This window comes from Salinicola lusitanus (genome assembly GCF_003206045.1).
Classification (GTDB): domain Bacteria; phylum Pseudomonadota; class Gammaproteobacteria; order Pseudomonadales; family Halomonadaceae; genus Salinicola; species Salinicola lusitanus.
The window spans coordinates 529,082-544,541 of sequence record NZ_PZJM01000009.1; the positions used below are offsets into that span (position 1 = coordinate 529,082).

At 65.0% G+C, this 15,460-nt stretch carries 15 protein-coding genes; 6 read left to right on the forward strand and 9 right to left on the reverse strand.

The features are described 5' to 3' along the window. Window positions 1-8 precede the first annotated feature (8 nt). The 4 genes from DOM45_RS15730 to DOM45_RS15745 all read right to left on the reverse strand — a co-directional run bounded on the left by DOM45_RS15730 (window position 9) and on the right by DOM45_RS15745 (window position 4,550). Window positions 9-671 (reverse strand): GntR family transcriptional regulator, encoded by a 663-nt coding sequence (locus tag DOM45_RS15730; RefSeq protein ID WP_110601999.1) that lies wholly within the window; start codon window positions 669-671, stop codon window positions 9-11. Between the two features lie 149 nt (window positions 672-820). Beyond that, on the reverse strand, window positions 821-1,771 hold the full coding sequence (locus DOM45_RS15735) for a dihydrodipicolinate synthase family protein (protein WP_110602000.1): 951 nt from the start codon (window positions 1,769-1,771) through the stop codon (window positions 821-823). A 76-nt stretch (window positions 1,772-1,847) separates the two neighbouring features. Next, window positions 1,848-2,792 carry a 4-hydroxyproline epimerase gene (locus tag DOM45_RS15740; RefSeq protein ID WP_110602002.1) on the reverse strand — a complete coding sequence of 315 codons (945 nt, stop codon included), beginning with the start codon at window positions 2,790-2,792 and terminating at the stop codon, window positions 1,848-1,850. A 318-nt stretch (window positions 2,793-3,110) separates the two neighbouring features. Beyond that, window positions 3,111-4,550 (reverse strand): NCS1 family nucleobase:cation symporter-1, encoded by a 1,440-nt coding sequence (locus tag DOM45_RS15745; RefSeq protein WP_110602003.1) that lies wholly within the window; start codon window positions 4,548-4,550, stop codon window positions 3,111-3,113. Between the two features lie 372 nt (window positions 4,551-4,922). Here DOM45_RS15745 and DOM45_RS15750 point away from each other — a divergent pair, with 372 nt between their 5' ends. Further along, the gene (locus DOM45_RS15750) at window positions 4,923-5,408 is read left to right on the forward strand and encodes an ureidoglycolate lyase (protein ID WP_110602005.1); all 486 of its coding nucleotides are present in this window, start codon (window positions 4,923-4,925) and stop codon (window positions 5,406-5,408) included. Here the strand turns inward: DOM45_RS15750 and DOM45_RS15755 are convergent. After that, window positions 5,405-6,151: an FCD domain-containing protein gene (locus DOM45_RS15755; protein ID WP_162302634.1), complete on the reverse strand. Its 747-nt coding sequence runs from the start codon at window positions 6,149-6,151 to the stop codon at window positions 5,405-5,407. The two genes, DOM45_RS15750 and DOM45_RS15755, sit on opposite strands and share 4 nt — an antisense overlap. 208 nt (window positions 6,152-6,359) lie before the next feature. On the opposite strand from DOM45_RS15755, the gene DOM45_RS15760 reads away from it, so the two are divergent. From DOM45_RS15760 to DOM45_RS15780, 5 genes are all read left to right on the forward strand, one after another. After that, entirely contained in the window at window positions 6,360-6,578 is a 219-nt protein-coding gene (locus DOM45_RS15760; protein WP_157958452.1) for a hypothetical protein, read from the forward strand. Further along, entirely contained in the window at window positions 6,575-8,035 is a 1,461-nt protein-coding gene (locus DOM45_RS15765) for a sodium:solute symporter family protein (RefSeq protein ID WP_110602010.1), read from the forward strand. Before DOM45_RS15760 ends, DOM45_RS15765 begins: the two co-directional genes overlap by 4 nt. Next, window positions 8,032-9,222, forward strand: a complete 1,191-nt coding sequence (locus DOM45_RS15770; protein WP_110602011.1) for a M20 family metallopeptidase — start codon at window positions 8,032-8,034, stop codon at window positions 9,220-9,222. The genes DOM45_RS15765 and DOM45_RS15770 overlap by 4 nt, the downstream gene beginning before the upstream one ends. Continuing rightward, complete coding sequence (locus tag DOM45_RS15775) at window positions 9,215-10,327, forward strand: alanine racemase (protein ID WP_110602013.1); 1,113 nt, start codon at window positions 9,215-9,217, stop codon at window positions 10,325-10,327. The genes DOM45_RS15770 and DOM45_RS15775 overlap by 8 nt, the downstream gene beginning before the upstream one ends. Before the next feature lie 70 nt (window positions 10,328-10,397). Beyond that, window positions 10,398-10,790 carry a RidA family protein gene (locus DOM45_RS15780; RefSeq protein WP_110602014.1) on the forward strand — a complete coding sequence of 131 codons (393 nt, stop codon included), beginning with the start codon at window positions 10,398-10,400 and terminating at the stop codon, window positions 10,788-10,790. A 65-nt stretch (window positions 10,791-10,855) separates the two neighbouring features. Here the strand turns inward: DOM45_RS15780 and DOM45_RS15785 are convergent, their stop codons facing one another. The 4 genes from DOM45_RS15785 to DOM45_RS15800 form a co-directional block, all read right to left on the reverse strand. Next, window positions 10,856-12,346 carry a sodium:solute symporter family protein gene (locus tag DOM45_RS15785; RefSeq protein WP_110602016.1) on the reverse strand — a complete coding sequence of 497 codons (1,491 nt, stop codon included), beginning with the start codon at window positions 12,344-12,346 and terminating at the stop codon, window positions 10,856-10,858. A 314-nt stretch (window positions 12,347-12,660) separates the two neighbouring features. Further along, complete coding sequence (locus tag DOM45_RS15790) at window positions 12,661-13,053, reverse strand: RidA family protein (protein ID WP_110602014.1); 393 nt, start codon at window positions 13,051-13,053, stop codon at window positions 12,661-12,663. A 52-nt stretch (window positions 13,054-13,105) separates the two neighbouring features. Continuing rightward, complete coding sequence (locus DOM45_RS15795) at window positions 13,106-14,575, reverse strand: N-acyl-D-amino-acid deacylase family protein (RefSeq protein WP_110602018.1); 1,470 nt, start codon at window positions 14,573-14,575, stop codon at window positions 13,106-13,108. 16 nt (window positions 14,576-14,591) lie between these two features. Continuing rightward, a complete protein-coding gene (locus DOM45_RS15800; protein ID WP_110602020.1) occupies window positions 14,592-15,455 on the reverse strand; it encodes a MurR/RpiR family transcriptional regulator in 864 nt (287 codons plus the stop codon). Window positions 15,456-15,460: the final 5 nt, after the last annotated feature.

Sequence of the window (15,460 nt, forward strand, 5' to 3'; positions counted from 1 at the left end):
GCGACGGCTCAGGCGCTGCGCAGGCTCTTCTCCAGTACCGCCGCGATGCCCTCCGCGGCGTCCTTGATATGGCGTTCCAGCAGGCGGCAGGCCGGGTCGACATCGCCGCGGCGCGCCAGCTCGAGCAGCTCGCGATGTTCGCGTTCGGCTTTCTCGATTTCGCGGGTGTAGACCAGTTGCATGCGGATATAGCGCCCCGACTTGGTGTTCAGCTGACCGATCATGGCCAGCGTCTCGGGTAGCCCGGAAGGGGCGTACAGCGCGTGATGGAACGCGAAGTTGTAGTCGCTCCAGTTGTCGATCTGGCTGCCGGCGTCGAGCGCGGCGTCGTACTGGCGCAGGATGCTCGCGGCGTGCTCGAGATCCGCCGCCTTCAGGTTCGGGATCGCATAGCGCAGCACATGGGTCTCGAGCAGCACGCGCAGCTCGAACAGCTCGCGAATCGCGGCCACGGAGAGCTCGGTGGTGAAGGCGCCGCGATGGGCGTGGAACTCCACCAGGCCCTCGGACTCGAGCGTCAACAGGGCCTCCCGGACGGGAATGCGGCTGACGTCGTAGTCCTTGGCCAGGGCATCCTGACGCAGCTGGGAGCCGCCCTTGAATTCACCGCCGAGAATACGCTCACGCAGGTCATCGGCGACATGCTGGGCTCGGGTCTTGAAATTTGCCATGGGGGTCATCGTTCTCGCGGTATTTTGGATATTGTATGCAAACCGCAAGTCACCCACCACGCGTGTCGATAGCGCGGGTGGCTGTCCGCCGGCTTCCGGCAGGCGAGGCGGCAAGCCGGTCCGCCTCGCCGTCGACTCGGCCGGGAGCGCTACCTGGCCTTGCCGAGCTGGGCCGACCACTGTGCGTACCACTCACGGAACAGCGCGTACTGGGTCTCGACGTAACGGCGTTGGGCCTCGCTCAAGGCGTCGCTCTCATTGAAGTGCAGGCGGTACTCGCTGTCGCCATTGAGCACCATCAGATGCTTGTAGTAGAGCACCAGGTCCACGCCCTCGTCGAAGGAGGAGAGCACCGCCAGCGCCGATTCCAGCTCCTGGGCCTGGCGCCGAGCCTCGAGATCGCCGGTGGCGGCCCTCTCGCAGAGCGCCACCAGTTGCAGCACCTCTTTCGGCAGGGCGTTGCCGACCCCGGTGATGGCGCCGGTGGCATGGCAGTTGACGAAACCATGGAACACCTGGGTGTCGACGCCGACCATCAGGCTGACGTCGTCGTCCTGGGAGGTGATGTGCTCGGCGGCGTAGCGCAGATCGTCCGCACCGCCGAACTCCTTGAAACCGATCAGGTTGGGGTGTTCGCGACGCAGCGCGAAGAACAGCTCGGCGCGGGTGGCGAAGCCGTAATAGGGGCTGTTGTAGATCACCGCCGGCAGTTCGGGGGCGGCGGCCAGGATCGCCGAGAAGTGCGCCTTCTGGGCCGCGGGGGCGGTACCGCGGGAGAGCACCCGGGGGATCACCATCAACCCTTGCGCGCCGACCTTGGCCGCATGGGCGGCGTGGGAGACCGCCTCCTTCGAATTGACCGCGCCGGTGCCAACGATGACCGGCACGCCGGCGGCGACCAGCCGGGCCACGCCCTCCTGACGCTCGGCCTCGCTGAGCAGCGGCCAGTCGCCCATGGAGCCGCAGTAGACCACCGCGCGCATGCCGAGATCGACCAGCTCACGCCCCTTGGCGACCAGGGCGTCGTAGTCGGGCGTGCGCTCTGCGGTGCACGGGGTCATCAGCGCGGGAATGCAGCCGGTGAAGATGGAGTCGTTCATGGTTGTCCTCTGGCACTGTTTTCGGAAGTCATGCGTTTTCGGAAGTGATGCGTGGTCGGGAGTGATGCGTGAGCGGCTAGGACGCGGTGATGCCCCAGGCGAACGGATCATTGTCATCGATCAGCAGGGTGGCATCGGCGGTGACGTAGGCGCTGCCGGTGATGAAGGGCAGGATGCGATCGCCCTGCCATGCGTAGCGCCCCTCGAAGCGGCTGCCGGTGATGCTGGCCTGGACCCAGGTCTCGCCGGGGGCCAGCTTGCCGTCCGCCGCCAGGCAGGCCAGCTTGGCGCTGGTCCCGGTGCCGCAGGGGGAGCGGTCGTAGGCCTTGCCGGGGCAGAGCACGAAGTTGCGGCTGTCGGCCGGCGGGTTGCCGTGGGTGTCCGCGGCGAACAGCTCGATATGGTCGATGTGGCCACCGTTCTCGCCGGTGATGGCCTGCGCGTCCAGCGCCTGGCGGATCGCCCAGGTAAAGGCCGTCAGCGCCTCCTCGTTGGCCAGCGTCAGCGCCTGGTCGTGCTCACCCACCAGGAAGAACCAGTTGCCGCCCCAGGCGATGTCGCCATGTACCACGCCATAACCCGGCACCTCGACCGGCACGCGCTGGCGATAGCGGTAGGCGGGCACGTTGCCCACGGTGACCGCACCGTCGTCGTGGAGGATGGCGCTGACCTGCCCCACCGGGGTGTCGATGCGATGGGTGCCCGGGCTCAGCTTGCCGAGATGGTGCAGCGACGCCACCAGCCCGATGGTGCCGTGGCCGCACATGCCCAGGTAGCCCGTGTTGTTGAAGAAGATCACCCCGCAGCTGGCCTCCGGCGAGACCGGCTCGCAGTAGAGCGCCCCCACCAGCACGTCGTTGCCCCTCGGCTCGAGCAGACAGGCCCGGCGCCATCGATCGTGGTGCTCGCGCAGCAGATCGCGCTGGGCGGCCATGTCGCCGGTCAGCGCCGGGAAGCCCGACATCACCAGCCGGGTCGGCTCGCCGCCGGTGTGGGAATCGATGACATGGATACGCTGCATGGGGGTTTCCCCTCTGATCTGGGCGTGGTCTGGGCGGGCTGGAGTGGCGGCCGACGGGCATCGAGGCGCGCGGCTGATTTCGTTATTGTAGATTTTATACAATCTTTGAGGGGATAAGGAAAGCGGGCGGGAAGTCGGGGGCGGATGATCCTGTCACAAGGCGGCGGAGGGGAGTCGTGCGTTCACGACCGTGATAAGGAAGAAGGGCGCAAGGCCTAGGCATGAGGCAGCGGGGCGTCAGCTACCGACGACCGAGACAGAGAGGGTCAAGAGAGATAGCCGGCAGTGCCCCGGCGGCCAGCCGCCGGGGCACTGGGGTCAGGAGGCGACCGCTGCCGCTGCGGTGGCGCGGCGCATGGCCATGGCGTAGAAGGTGGCGCCGAGCGCGCCGCCGATGAACACCGAGAAGTGGCCGAGATCGCCCAGCGGCAGGAAGTTGATCATGATGCCGATCAGCGACGCGGCGACGACGGCCTTCACCGCCGCCGGATTGAAGCCGTTGCGGTACCAGTAGGGGCCGTTGGGGTCGACGCTGAAAAGTGCATCGACGTCGATCCGCCCGCGGCGAATGCGGTAGTAGTCCATGATCAGGATGCCGTAGAGCGGGCCGATGGCCGCCGCCAGCAGGTCCACGGTGTAGTGGATGATCTCCGGATTGCTGAACAGGTTCCACGGGGTGAGGAAGATCGAGCCCACCGCAGCGATGAAGCCGCCGGTCCGGAAGCTGATCTTGCTGGGCGCCATGTTGGAGAAGTCGAACGCCGGAGCGACGAAGTTGGCGACGATGTTGATCCCGATGGTGGTGGTGACGAAGGTCGCGGCACCGAGCAGGGCGATGAAGGTGTTGTCGAGTCGCGCCACGGTCTGGATCGGGTCGTCGATCATCTCACCGAACACCGGCAGGGTCGCCGAGACCATCATCACCGTGGTGGCGGAGAAGACCAGGAAGTTGACCGGCAGGCCCCAGAAGTTGCCGCGCTTGACGTCCTCGAAGCTGCGGGCGTAACGGGTGAAGTCGCCAAAGTTGAGCGTCGGGCCGGCGAAGTAGCCGGCCACGATGGCCGCGGCGATCACCATCTGCCACAACTGCTCGCCGGGGGAGAGCTGGATGTCGCTGAGGGTGAAGCTGATGTTGGACCAGCCCGCCTGCCACACCAGCCACGCCGCCAGCACGAACATCACCACGTAGACCGCCGGGCCGCTCCAGTCGATGAAGCGCCGGATCGAATCCATGCCGTGCCAGAAGACGATCGCTTGCAGGCACCACAGCAGCATGAAGCTGATCCAGCCAAGATAGGAGAGCCCCAGGAAACTGGGGCCGGCCAGCGACTCCATGCCGGGAAAGAGCCGTAGTAGCACGATCGTCAGCGCGTTGGAGGCGAGAAAGGTCTGGATGCCGTACCACACCACGGCGATCAGGCCGCGAATCATCGCCGGGATATTGGCGCCGAATACGCCGAACGAGAGCCGGCAGATCACCGGAAAGGGGACCGCGGCCTTCTGGCTCGGTCTCGCCATCAGGTTGGCGAAGATCTGCACGATGCAGATACCCACCAGCAGCGAGATCAGTACCTGCCAGCCGGCCAGCCCCAGCGCGAACAGGCTGGCAGCGACCACGTAGCCGCCGACGCTGTGCACGTCGGAAAGCCAGAAGGCGAGAATGTTGTACCAGTTCCAGTTCTGTTGCGTCGGCGCAAGATCGGCATTATGCAGCCGGTTACTGTACTGGTGTGATGAGTGATGCGGTTGCTGAGGCATGGCGAACGCCCTCCGCGGGGCCGTGTTGTGATTGTGATCCGCATTTTTTGTATACAAGATGCGTGCCATGTTCGCCATTGAAGAATAGTCGGAGAGCCTCATCGCCAGGCGATCATGGAAGACCTCGAGGAAACTGCCCCATGCTCAAGTCTTTAGGCCCGTCCGGATAGATCGGTGCTCGGCGACTCGAGAGCAGCGCTGGGCTGGCCCGCACCCACGATGGAGCCGCATCGCGACCGAAGCGGTCGAAAACGCACACTCAATGCACGGTCTGCGACCGTCCTGCACCACCCGAGTGCAGTTCGTGCGACACTTTTTGTATACGATGGGTTGCGCTTGGTGGACGACACGAGAACAGAGGAGACATAAGCGATGCTGGAATTGAAAGCTCGGAAGCTGACCCCGGCGGCCTTCGCGCCGTTCGGCGATGTGATCGACTCACGCGGCAGCGAGTCGTTCCCGATCAACGGTGGGCGCACCCGGCGTCACCACGCGCTGGCCAAGATCGAGATCGTCGATACGCCATCGCCACCGCTGATCAGCATCTTCGTCAGCCAGCCGGTGACGCTGCCGCTGGAGATCGAGCTGCTCGAGCGCCACCCGCTGGGCAGCCAGGCATTCATGCCGCTGCATGAAGAACGCTTCATCGTGGTCGTGGCGCCGCCGGGCGACGATATCGATCCGAACACGATTCGCGCCTTCGTCACCGACGGCCACCAGGGGGTCAACTACCGGGCCGGCACCTGGCACGCGATCCATTCGGTACTGGAGAAAGAGGGGGAGTTTCTGGTCGTCGATCGCGGTGGCGCCGACAACCTCGACGAGCGGGAGATAGGGATTCGGGTCGTGGTGCCTTAGCGAGTCGGTGGCGCGAAGAACTGGCGATCCATGTCGGGTCGGTCGATGTCGGAGAGTTCGAAAAGCATCTCCCGCACGTGCTCGAGATGCTCGCTCATGCTGCTTTCGGCCAGTGTCGGATCGCGCCGGGAGAGTGCGTCGAGGATCCGTCGGTGGTCCGGCACCCAGTAGTTGAGTTGTTGCTTGTTCTCGATATGAGACTGCAACTTCTGCCACATCGGTGATTTTTCCCGATATTTCCAGAGCTGATGGACCGTGGCGATCAGCAGGCTGTTCTGCGTGGCCTCGGCGACCCCTAGATGAAACTCGAAATCCCCCTGGCCCTGGTAGATCCCTTGCTCGAACTCCTGGGTTTCCAGCGCCAGGGCGGCCTCCAGGCGAGCGATATCGCGTGGACCCGCCGTGCGGGCGGCGAGCCGGGCGATGCTGCCCTCGAGAACCTGGCGCGCCTGTAGCAGCTCGAAAGGTCCTATGTCGTGGCCGAGATCCTCGTTGGAATCGCCACCCTCTACCACATGAACGCCTGAGCCCTTGCGGATCTCCACCTTGCCCTTGACCTCGAGCATGATGAGCGCCTCGCGGATCACGGTACGGCTGACATCGTAGGCCTCGCACAGGTTCTTTTCCGAAGGCAACCGGCCGCTGTTGGCAAACTCGCCAGCATTCAAGCGAGCGAGCAGGTGTTCGCCCACTTGTCGGTAAAGGCGCGATCCGCCACCAGCGAAGAAATCGATCCCTTCCATAACCCCTCTTATCTCCATTCGTGCATTACCCGCAGTGTAGCGTCTTTCAGAGATGTCATACAGGTTTGGGCGGCTATCGGCCCAGGCGGCTGGATTGCCGGATAGACCCTCCACGACGTTGCGTTGCTTACGCTGATGTATTATAAGTCGCAGCAACATGTATTATATGTTGAGTGGTTAGAAGACAACATCAACAAAGGCCCTGTTCATGTCCCGCTCTCGAACGCAACGTGTCCTGTGGTTGCTGATGGCGATCGTCATCGCCATGACCGCCACACCGATCGTCATTCTTGCCAATCGCGTCACCCCATCGCCGCTGGGGATTCCGTTCTTCCTGCTGTGGTGCGGGTCGGTACCGCTGCTGCTATGGATCCTGATGGTGTTGCATAGCCGCGTGTCCTCCCTGGAAGGGGAGGGCGAATCATGACGGCGTTGATTGGCATTTCCATCGTTCTCATCCTGACGCTGGGGGTCGGCCTCGCGCCCGCGTTCAGCCGCAAGGCGAAACAGGCGCTCAGCGTCAACGAGTACTTTCTCGGCTCGCGGGGCATGGGGCCGGTGGTGCTTTTCTTCACATCGATGGCGACCTGGTACAGCTCGTCGCTGTTTCTCGGTGCGGTGGCGGAGGTCTATGCCAAGGGGATCGGCTGGATCTTCGCGTTCACGTCGACCGCGATCTCGGGTCTCGTCTTCTATTTCATCGCGCCCCGCATGCAGGCGCTGGGGCAGCGCCACCGGTTCGTGACCCAAGCCGACTTCTTCGCGCACCGGTTCGACAGCCGGTTGCTGGGGCTTCTCGTCGGGCTCGTGGGCACGGTCTGCATGATCCCCTACATCACCATTCAGGTGGTTGGCGTCGGGTTGATCTTCGATATCTTCACTGACGGCCTGGTACCGTTCTGGCTGGGTGCGCTGATCGCCGTGGCGATCTGCGCACTGTTCATTTACTTCGGTGGCATGACTTCCGTCGCCTGGACCGACGTTCTGCTCGGCATCGTCTTCGTGACCAGCATCTGGTTCGTCGTCGGCATGATCCTCTTCGATGCCTTCGGCGGGTTCGGCAGCTTCTTCGAGGCGGCGCGTTCGCGCGTTCCCGAATTGTTGACCCTGCCCGGACCGAAGAATCTCGAGTGGGGATACTTCCTTTCCCAGACCTGGGTCATCGGGCTCGGCGGATACATGTGGCCACATCTCTACATGCGCATGGTCGCCGCGCGCTCCGCGCGGGATGCCCGTCGCGTCGGTTCGCTGATCACCCTGGCCTCGGTGCCCAGCCAGTTACCCGTCGTGCTGGGGGCGCTCGCCGCCGCCATCCTGATTCCCTCCCTGGCGAGCCCCGATACGGCACTGATCTCGCTGATCGGCGACTACGCCCCCCTCTGGACCATCGCCATCCTGGGCGCCGGCGGTATCGCCGCATCGCTCTCGACGATCAACAGTCTCGCCCACTCCCAGGGGGTGACAGTGGCGCAGGATCTCTATCTGCGATTGGTCAAGACGCGTCCATCGGAATCCCGGATCATCGCCGTCTCCCGCGCGTTCGTGCTGATCACCTGCGTGATCGCCTATGCGGCGGCGCTGACCAAGCCGACCTTCCTCTGGACGATTCTGGCGAATACCTACAGCGGTGTGATCCAGTTCTTCCCGCTGATGATCGCCGCCTTGTTCTGGTCGAAGGCGACCAAGCAGGGAGCGATCGCCGCGCTGATCGTCGGACTGGTCACCGCGCTGCTGTTCTCCTATGTCATCGGTACGCCGTGGGGCATCGTCGCTCCCGCCTGGGGCTTCGTAGCCAATGTGCTGACGCTGATCGTCGTCAGCCTGATCACTCAGCCCGCCCGTGACGGAGCCGGGGCGACCACCGTAAGCCGGGAGGCGACATGAGTTCGAACCTGAGAAAACGAGTCGATGGTCAGCGGGTGGTCGAACTGACGCGCCGCTTGATCGAGAGGGAAAGCGAAAACCCTCCCGGTAACGAGGCGGGCGTAGGCGATGTCGTCGCCAGTTTCTGCGAGCGGCTGGGTCTGGAAGTGACACGCCAGCCGGTGGCGGGTGACCGGTTCAACGTGATCGCCCGGTTGCCGGGGCGCAACCGCAACCACAGCTTCGCCTACAACGGCCACCTCGACGTGGTGCCGGCTGGCCCTGCCGAACTCTGGACCACGCCAGCGTTTACGCCCGACATCCGCGATGGCCGTCTGTACGGGCGCGGTGCCTGCGACATGAAGGGCTCGGTCGCGGCGTTCCTGCACGTGCTCGAGTGCCTGGTCGACCAGGACGAGCCACCGGCGGTGGATATCGTCTTCACGGCGGTAATCGACGAAGAGAAGAGCAACAAGGGCATCAAGGCGTTGCTGGACAGCGGGTTCCACGCCGACTGGTGCGTGGTTGGCGAACCGACCGGTATGGATATCGCGATAGGGCATCGCGGCGTCATCGCGTTCGAACTGGTCATGGACGGCGTTGCCTGTCATGCGGCGCAGTCGCAGCATGGCGCCAATGCGCTCTACCATGCCGTCGAAGCGGTTCAGGCCATTCGCGACCTGGACAGGCGATGGCAGCAGCAGCGATCCAACGACGTGCTCGGCCAGAGTCGGCTGCAGGTCACCGGGTGCCAGAGTGGCGTCAAGGTCAACGTCATCCCGGCCCGGGCGAGCCTGCAGATCGATGGCCGCCTGGCCTGCGGCGAAACCGAAGCCCAGGTACGCGACGCTCTGGAAGCCGAACTCTCGCGTCTGCAAGGCGCCGGCAGCATCGGGGGCTGGCAACTGAAACAGACGACTTTCTGCCCCTCCGGCCTGACACCGGCCGATGCGGCCATCAGCCGGCACTGCGCGAGCGCCGTGGAGCGGGTTCGCGGTGTGACGCCTCGACGCTACGCCTTCGAAGCGACCTGCGAGGCCGCCTTTCTCATGGAGGCCGGCATCAAGACACTGATCATCGGCCCGGGCTCGATCGCCCAGGCTCATCAGGCCGACGAATTCGTCGCTCTGGATCAGCTCGAAATGGCGGCACTCAGCTACGCCCAGATCATCGACTCCCTCGACGAGGTCATTCTTTCGCATGCCTGATCACCCTACGACTCTCGACGAACTGCTGACCCCGGAAGTCATCGTGCGTCGCGATATCCTGAACGCGACCATCGACCGAATGGAGCGCCGGCTCGCCGATGCCGGCGTTGCGCATCGTCCTCATATCAAGACGCACAAAAGCGCGGATATCGCACTGCGCCAACAGCAGGCCGGTGCCCGAGGCATCACCACTTCCAGCATCGGCGAAGCCGAAGTCATGGCGGACCACGGCCTCAAGGATATCCTGATCGCCTACCCGATCATCGGTGAGCGCAATCGTCGGCGCCTGGTTGCCCTGGCCCCACGACTGGACCGACTGATCGTGTCGATCAACTCGCTGGAGGCGTTGGAGAACGTTGCCGCGGCAGCCGCCGAGGCCGGCCGGGTCATCGAACTCTATCTCGAGATCGACGTGGGCATTCACCGCGGCGAGCTGCCACCGGACGAGCGCGTGCTGGCGGTCGCCCGGCGCGCCGTTGACCTGGCATCGGTTCGGATATCCGGGCTGCAGGGCTACGCCGGACAGTGCTACGCGCCCGCGAGTCGCGAGGCGCGCATCGCCGTTGCCCGGGAGGCGCTGGAGACGCTGACGTCGGTAAGGACGTTGCTGGCGGAGGCGGGAATCGTCGTCGACACCTTGTCCATCGGCTCCTCCATGGAGGCGTTGATGATCGAGGCTCTGCCCGGCGCCACCGAGGTCCGGGCCGGCAACTACGTGCTGGGCGATCGCGGCATCCTGGATGTCGGCGAGGTCACCCCGGCGCAGTGCGCCCAGCGTGTGCTGACGACGGTCATTGCGCAGCAGGAGCCGGGCTACGCCATTCTCGATGCTGGCTCCAAGACGCTGACCAGCGACGGTACCAAGCACGGCAAGGGCCATGGCCATGTCGTCTCGATGCCGGATGCGACGATCACCCATCTCAACGAGGAGCATGGTTTCCTGCGCTACGATCCCTCCCTTCATCGACTCGCGATCGGCGATCGGCTCGAGATCATCCCCAACCACTGCTGCGTCGTGCCCAATCTCAAGGATCGCCTGGTGCTGTGCGAGGGCGACGATATCGTCGGCGAGATAACCGTCCACGCTCGCGGCATCTGCTACTGAGCCTGACCTCGCCGGTCAGGCCTGACCCATCGCGTGATCTCGTCCCGCGAACCCATCAGGAGAACAATCCATGAGCATCAAACGTTATGGCGTCGAGGGCGGCGTCGGCACCGGCGGCCAGAAACTGCCGTTCGCCCGCGCCACCGAAGCGGCCGGCTGGCTGTTCGTTTCCGGCCAGACTCCGATGACCGACGGTGAAGTCGTCGAGGGCAGCATCATCGAGCAGTCGCGGCTGGCCTTCGCCAACTGCCTGCAGATCGCCGAGGAGGCCGGCTACGGCGTCGAGGACGTGGTCCATGTCACTGCGGTGCTGACCGACGCGCGCTACTTCAGCTCGTTCAACAAGGTGTTCAAGGAAGTGTTCGGCGACCACCCGCCGGCGCGGATCTGCAGCGTCCAGGACCTGGTGGTGGACTGCAAGGTCGAGGTGGACATCAAGTGCTATCGCGCGGACCGGGCGTGAATGCGGCGATCGCTACGAAAACGCCACCCNNGGGTGGCGTTTTCGTTGGTGCCGACGGTTCCGTATCAGATTGACTTGCCGCTGAGCGCGCTGGCGGGGTCCTCCTCCAGTTCCATGCGCTCGCGTTCATCGTCGATGATCTTGAGCGCCTGTTCCGGTGTCACCTTCGAGGCCGGGGTGACCAGGCTGACGACGACGCCCACGACCAGTGCGACCAGGACGGCGGGGATGCTGGGGTTGCCCCAGAAAGCGGTCCAGCTGTCGACATTGATCACCGCCAGCGAGGTCGCCGATGCGGCGATCAGGGTGGCGATGGCGCCCTGCCAGTTGTAGCGTGGCCAGAAGCGCCCCAGCACGCCACAGACGAACATCCCCGCCATCACCGTGGCGATCATGCTGGTGATATAGCTGATGACGTTGTTGGAGGTGAGTGCGAACAGCAGCGCCAGGCCGATGGTGGCAACCAGCGCCAACCGGGACAGCCCCACGACCTTGCGCGCCGACGGCGTGTGGCCGGTAAACAGCACATAGACATCGCGCAGCAGGATCGAGACGCCGGCGATGGCATCGGAGCTGGCGCTGGACATGGTCGCCGACAGCCCCGCGACCAGCAGCAGCAGGCCCAGCCACAGCGGCAGAATCTCGGTGGCGAGGAACGGGAAGGCGAAGTTGCTGTTGTCCAGGCCGGGATTCAACGCGTGGGTCGCCATGCCGATGATCGCCGGGATGATCGAGAAGAATAGATAGAGGATGCCGGTGATCACGAACGACTTGCGTACCGAGCCCACCGAGTTGCCGGAGTAGATCCGCTGGCGGTAGGAGGGCGTGGCCAGCACGCCGACGGCGATGACGGCGGCGAGCGAGATGGCCGGTACCAGGCCGATCTTGTCGATGCCGAGGAAACTGGTGGCCGCGACGTCCATGTTGGCACCGAGTCCGGAGAAGCCGCCGACCTCGAACAGCGCGATGATCGCCATCACGATGAAGCCGACGAACAGCACCACCGCCTGCACGGTATCGGTCCAGATCACCGCCATGTAGCCGCCGATCACGCAGTAGATACCGAAGCCCAGGGCCACCAGTATGCGTGCGGTGGTCAGGTCGATCCCCGCCATCCATGACAGATAGAGGCCGCCGCCGAGGATATGGGCGCCCAGCCAGCCGATGCAGGCGATGTAGATCAGCACCGCGACGATGTTGCGCACCCAGCGGTTGGCGCCGACGTAGTAGGAGAGCTCCTCGCTCATGGTCATGAAGCGGAAGCGGCGTACCGGGGCGAACCAGAACGCCAGCAGCAGCACGCCGATGGCGCCGCCGATGCCGTAGAGCGCGCCGGCCCAGCCGTTGGCATAGCCGAACCCGACGGCGCCCATGCTCGAGCCGGTGCCGACCATGGTGGCCACCGTGGTGCCGATGGTGAGGAAGATCGGAACGCTACGCCCGCCGAGCAGGAAATCGTCGCCGTTGCTGCGACTGTTGCGAGAGACCCACCACCCGAACGCGATCATGACGAGCACGTAGGCGACGAAGGCCCCGAGGAAAACGTGACTGTTCATAACGACCTCTTATAATTGTCGTTCCGGTCGTTGCCGCGACCGGAGCAGTGTGGAATGTCATGGCCCATGAGGTTTTTCACTGCGGTCGCGCCCTTGCCGGGGCGCGACCACCTTGCTGGCTGTTATGCCAACTTATCGTCCAAGACTTCGATGCTTGATCATCGAAGCTTTGGCCAGCTCCAGAACAAATCGGATAAATAGCCGAGCGGAATGCAGCGCGAGGCGCACGTTACGCAGGGAGCGAGACATAACAGGGGGTTAGGCGAGTTCCCCGAGTCACGTGCAACAAAGCGATGCGTCCGCGCAGGCAGTCATCAGGCGCGATCGGCGCGATAGCACTTGATGTCCACTTCCACCTTGCAGTCCACCACCAGGTCCTGAACGCTGCAGATCCGCGCCGGCGGGTGGTCGCCGAACACTTCCTTGAACACCTTGTTGAACGAGCTGAAGTAGCGCGCGTCGGTGAGTACGGCGGTGACGTGGACCACGTCCTCGACGCCATAGCCGGCCTCCTCGGCGATCTGCAGGCAGTTGGCGAAGGCCAGCCGCGACTGCTCGATGATGCTGCCCTCGACGACTTCGCCGTCGGTCATCGGGGTCTGGCCGGAGACGAACAGCCAGCCGGCCGCTTCGGTGGCGCGGGCGAAGGGCAGTTTCTGGCCGCCGGTGCCGACGCCGCCCTCGACGCCATAACGTTTGATGCTCATAGGGTTTGCTCCTGGGTTGTCTGAAGGTCGGGTGAGTAAAACGGGTGGAAGCTCATGAGCCCGTACGGGAAGGCCGGGCCGACAGCCGAACCTGGCGTCGCAGCAGTCGCCCGGCCCGCTGTTCGCTGGCTTCGCCGTGGCGGTAGCTGACCACGCCGTTGACGACGACCAGCTCGATGCCGCCGGCCCTGGCGATCGGCGCGGTGTAGGTCGCGGTATCCTCGAGGGCGTCGAGGTCGAACAGCACCAGGTCGGCGAAGGCGCCGACGCGAATCTCGCCGCGATCGGTGAGGCCGAAGTTGGCGGCGGAAAGCCCGGTCATCTTGCGCACCGCCGCGGTCAGCGGCAGCAGTTTCAGGTCGCGACTGTAGTGGGCCAGCACCCGCGGGAAGGCGCCCCACAGCCGCGGGTGCGGATGCGGGTCGTTGGGCAGGCCGTCGGAGCCCACCATCGACAGCGGATGCGCCAGCACCTGACGCATGTCCGCCTCGCTCATGTTGTGGTAGACCGCGCCGGCCGGTTGCAGGCGCTGGGCCGCGTCCATCAGCGACAGCCCCCACTGCTCGGCGATCGTCTTCAGCGGTTGGCGCGCCATTTCCGGATGCGGGTCGGACCAGGTGATGAAGATATCGATCTCGTCGGTGACCTGGCCCAGATCCAGCGTCGAGGAGCCGGCGGTGTAGGGGTAGCAGTCGCAGTGCACGCCGTGGGAGCGCGCGGCATCGTCGAGCTTGGCCAGCGCCTTGGGGGCATTGCCCCAGTTGCCGGCCCCGGCGCACTTGAGGTGCGAGATCACCAGCGGTGCTCGCCCGTGCCTGGCGGTGGCGAAGGCCTCGTCCATCGCTTCGGGTAGGCCGGCGAACTCGTCGCGCAGATGCGTGGTATAGACGCCGCCGGCTCGGCCCACCGTCTCGACCAGCGTGTTCATCTCGGCGGTGGGGGCGTGATAGGCGTTGCGATAGGCGAGTCCGGAACTCATCCCCACGGCGCCCTCGGCCAGCGCCGTTTCCAGCTGTTCGCGCATGGCGGCGATCTCGGGATCGCTGGCGGCTCGGTCGAAGCGATCCATCACCTGGCTGCGCAGGCTGGTATGGCCGATCAGCGCCGCCACGTTGACGCTGGGCTGCGCCTGCTCGATCGCCTCGGCGTAGGCGGCGAAGGTCGGGTAGCGGAAATCCTCCGCACGGCCGAGCAGGTTCATCGGGTCCGGCACTTCGCCGGAGAGTCGCACCGGGCTCGCGCTGATACCGCAATTGCCGACCACCACCGTGGTCACGCCCTGGGAGAGCTTGGGCAGCATCTGGGGGGTGCGGATGACATTGGTGTCATCGTGGGTATGCACGTCGATGAACCCCGGCGTCAGCACCAGTCCTTGCGCCTCGACCGTCTCGCGGGCGTCGAGGTGACCCAGATCGCCGATGGCGACGATCCGGTCTCCGTCGATCGCCACGTCGGCGAGGAAGGGCTCGCGTCCGCTGCCATCGATGAGGCTGGCGCGGCGAATCAGCAAATCGTGAGACATGGGAGCTCCCGGATTCTCAATCCCCCAGCGGCTGGCGGTTGTCGCCGCCGCGGTGGGCATCGAGGGTGATCTTGAGTCGTCGCAGCTTGTCGCGGGTGCGCGAGCGGTGACGCAGGGCCAGGCCGAGGGCCAACATGTCGATGGCGGCCATCATGGCGTAGCGCGACGACGACGGAAAATAGATGTAGTCGGTCTCGCGGGCTGCCAGCGGCAGCGTGATATCGGCGACCTTGGCCAACGGCGAGCCGGTGGCGGTAATCGCCAGGACCCGCGCGCCGTATTCACGCGCCAGCTCCGCGGCATCGTTGATCTCCGGGGTGTAACCGGTGACCGAGAGCGCGACGACCACGTCGGTAGGCTCCAGGGTCGAGGCGACCATGCGCGGCAGCAGCGCCTGGGGATAGGCGCTGATGGCATAACCGAGCCGCACCAGGCGGAACTGCATCTCCTGGGCCATTACCGTCGAACCGCCGCCGGCGCCGAACACCAGGATCTGGCGGGCATCGTCGAGCATCGCCACCGCGCCCTCGACATCGGCCTGCTCCATCAGCGTGCGATTGAGCGCCAGGGTCTGGGCGGCGGTGTCGTAGATCACCCCCAGCCCATCGTCCTCGCTGGCCTCCTGGATGAAACGGCGGCCGGCCGCCAGCGCGCGGGTCAGGCGGGTCTTGAGATCACGCACGTTGCGGCAATCCACCGCCCGGGCGAAACGGGTCACCGTGGCATCGCTCACCGCGGCGCGCCTGGCGATCTCACCGATGCTCGCCTCCGCAACGAAGTCGATATCGTCGAAGATCAGGTTCGCGACCTTTTTCTCCGCCTCGCGCAGGCTCGGCAGGCAAGCGGTGATATGCGACAGGATGTCGATCTGCTGACTCACGGGCT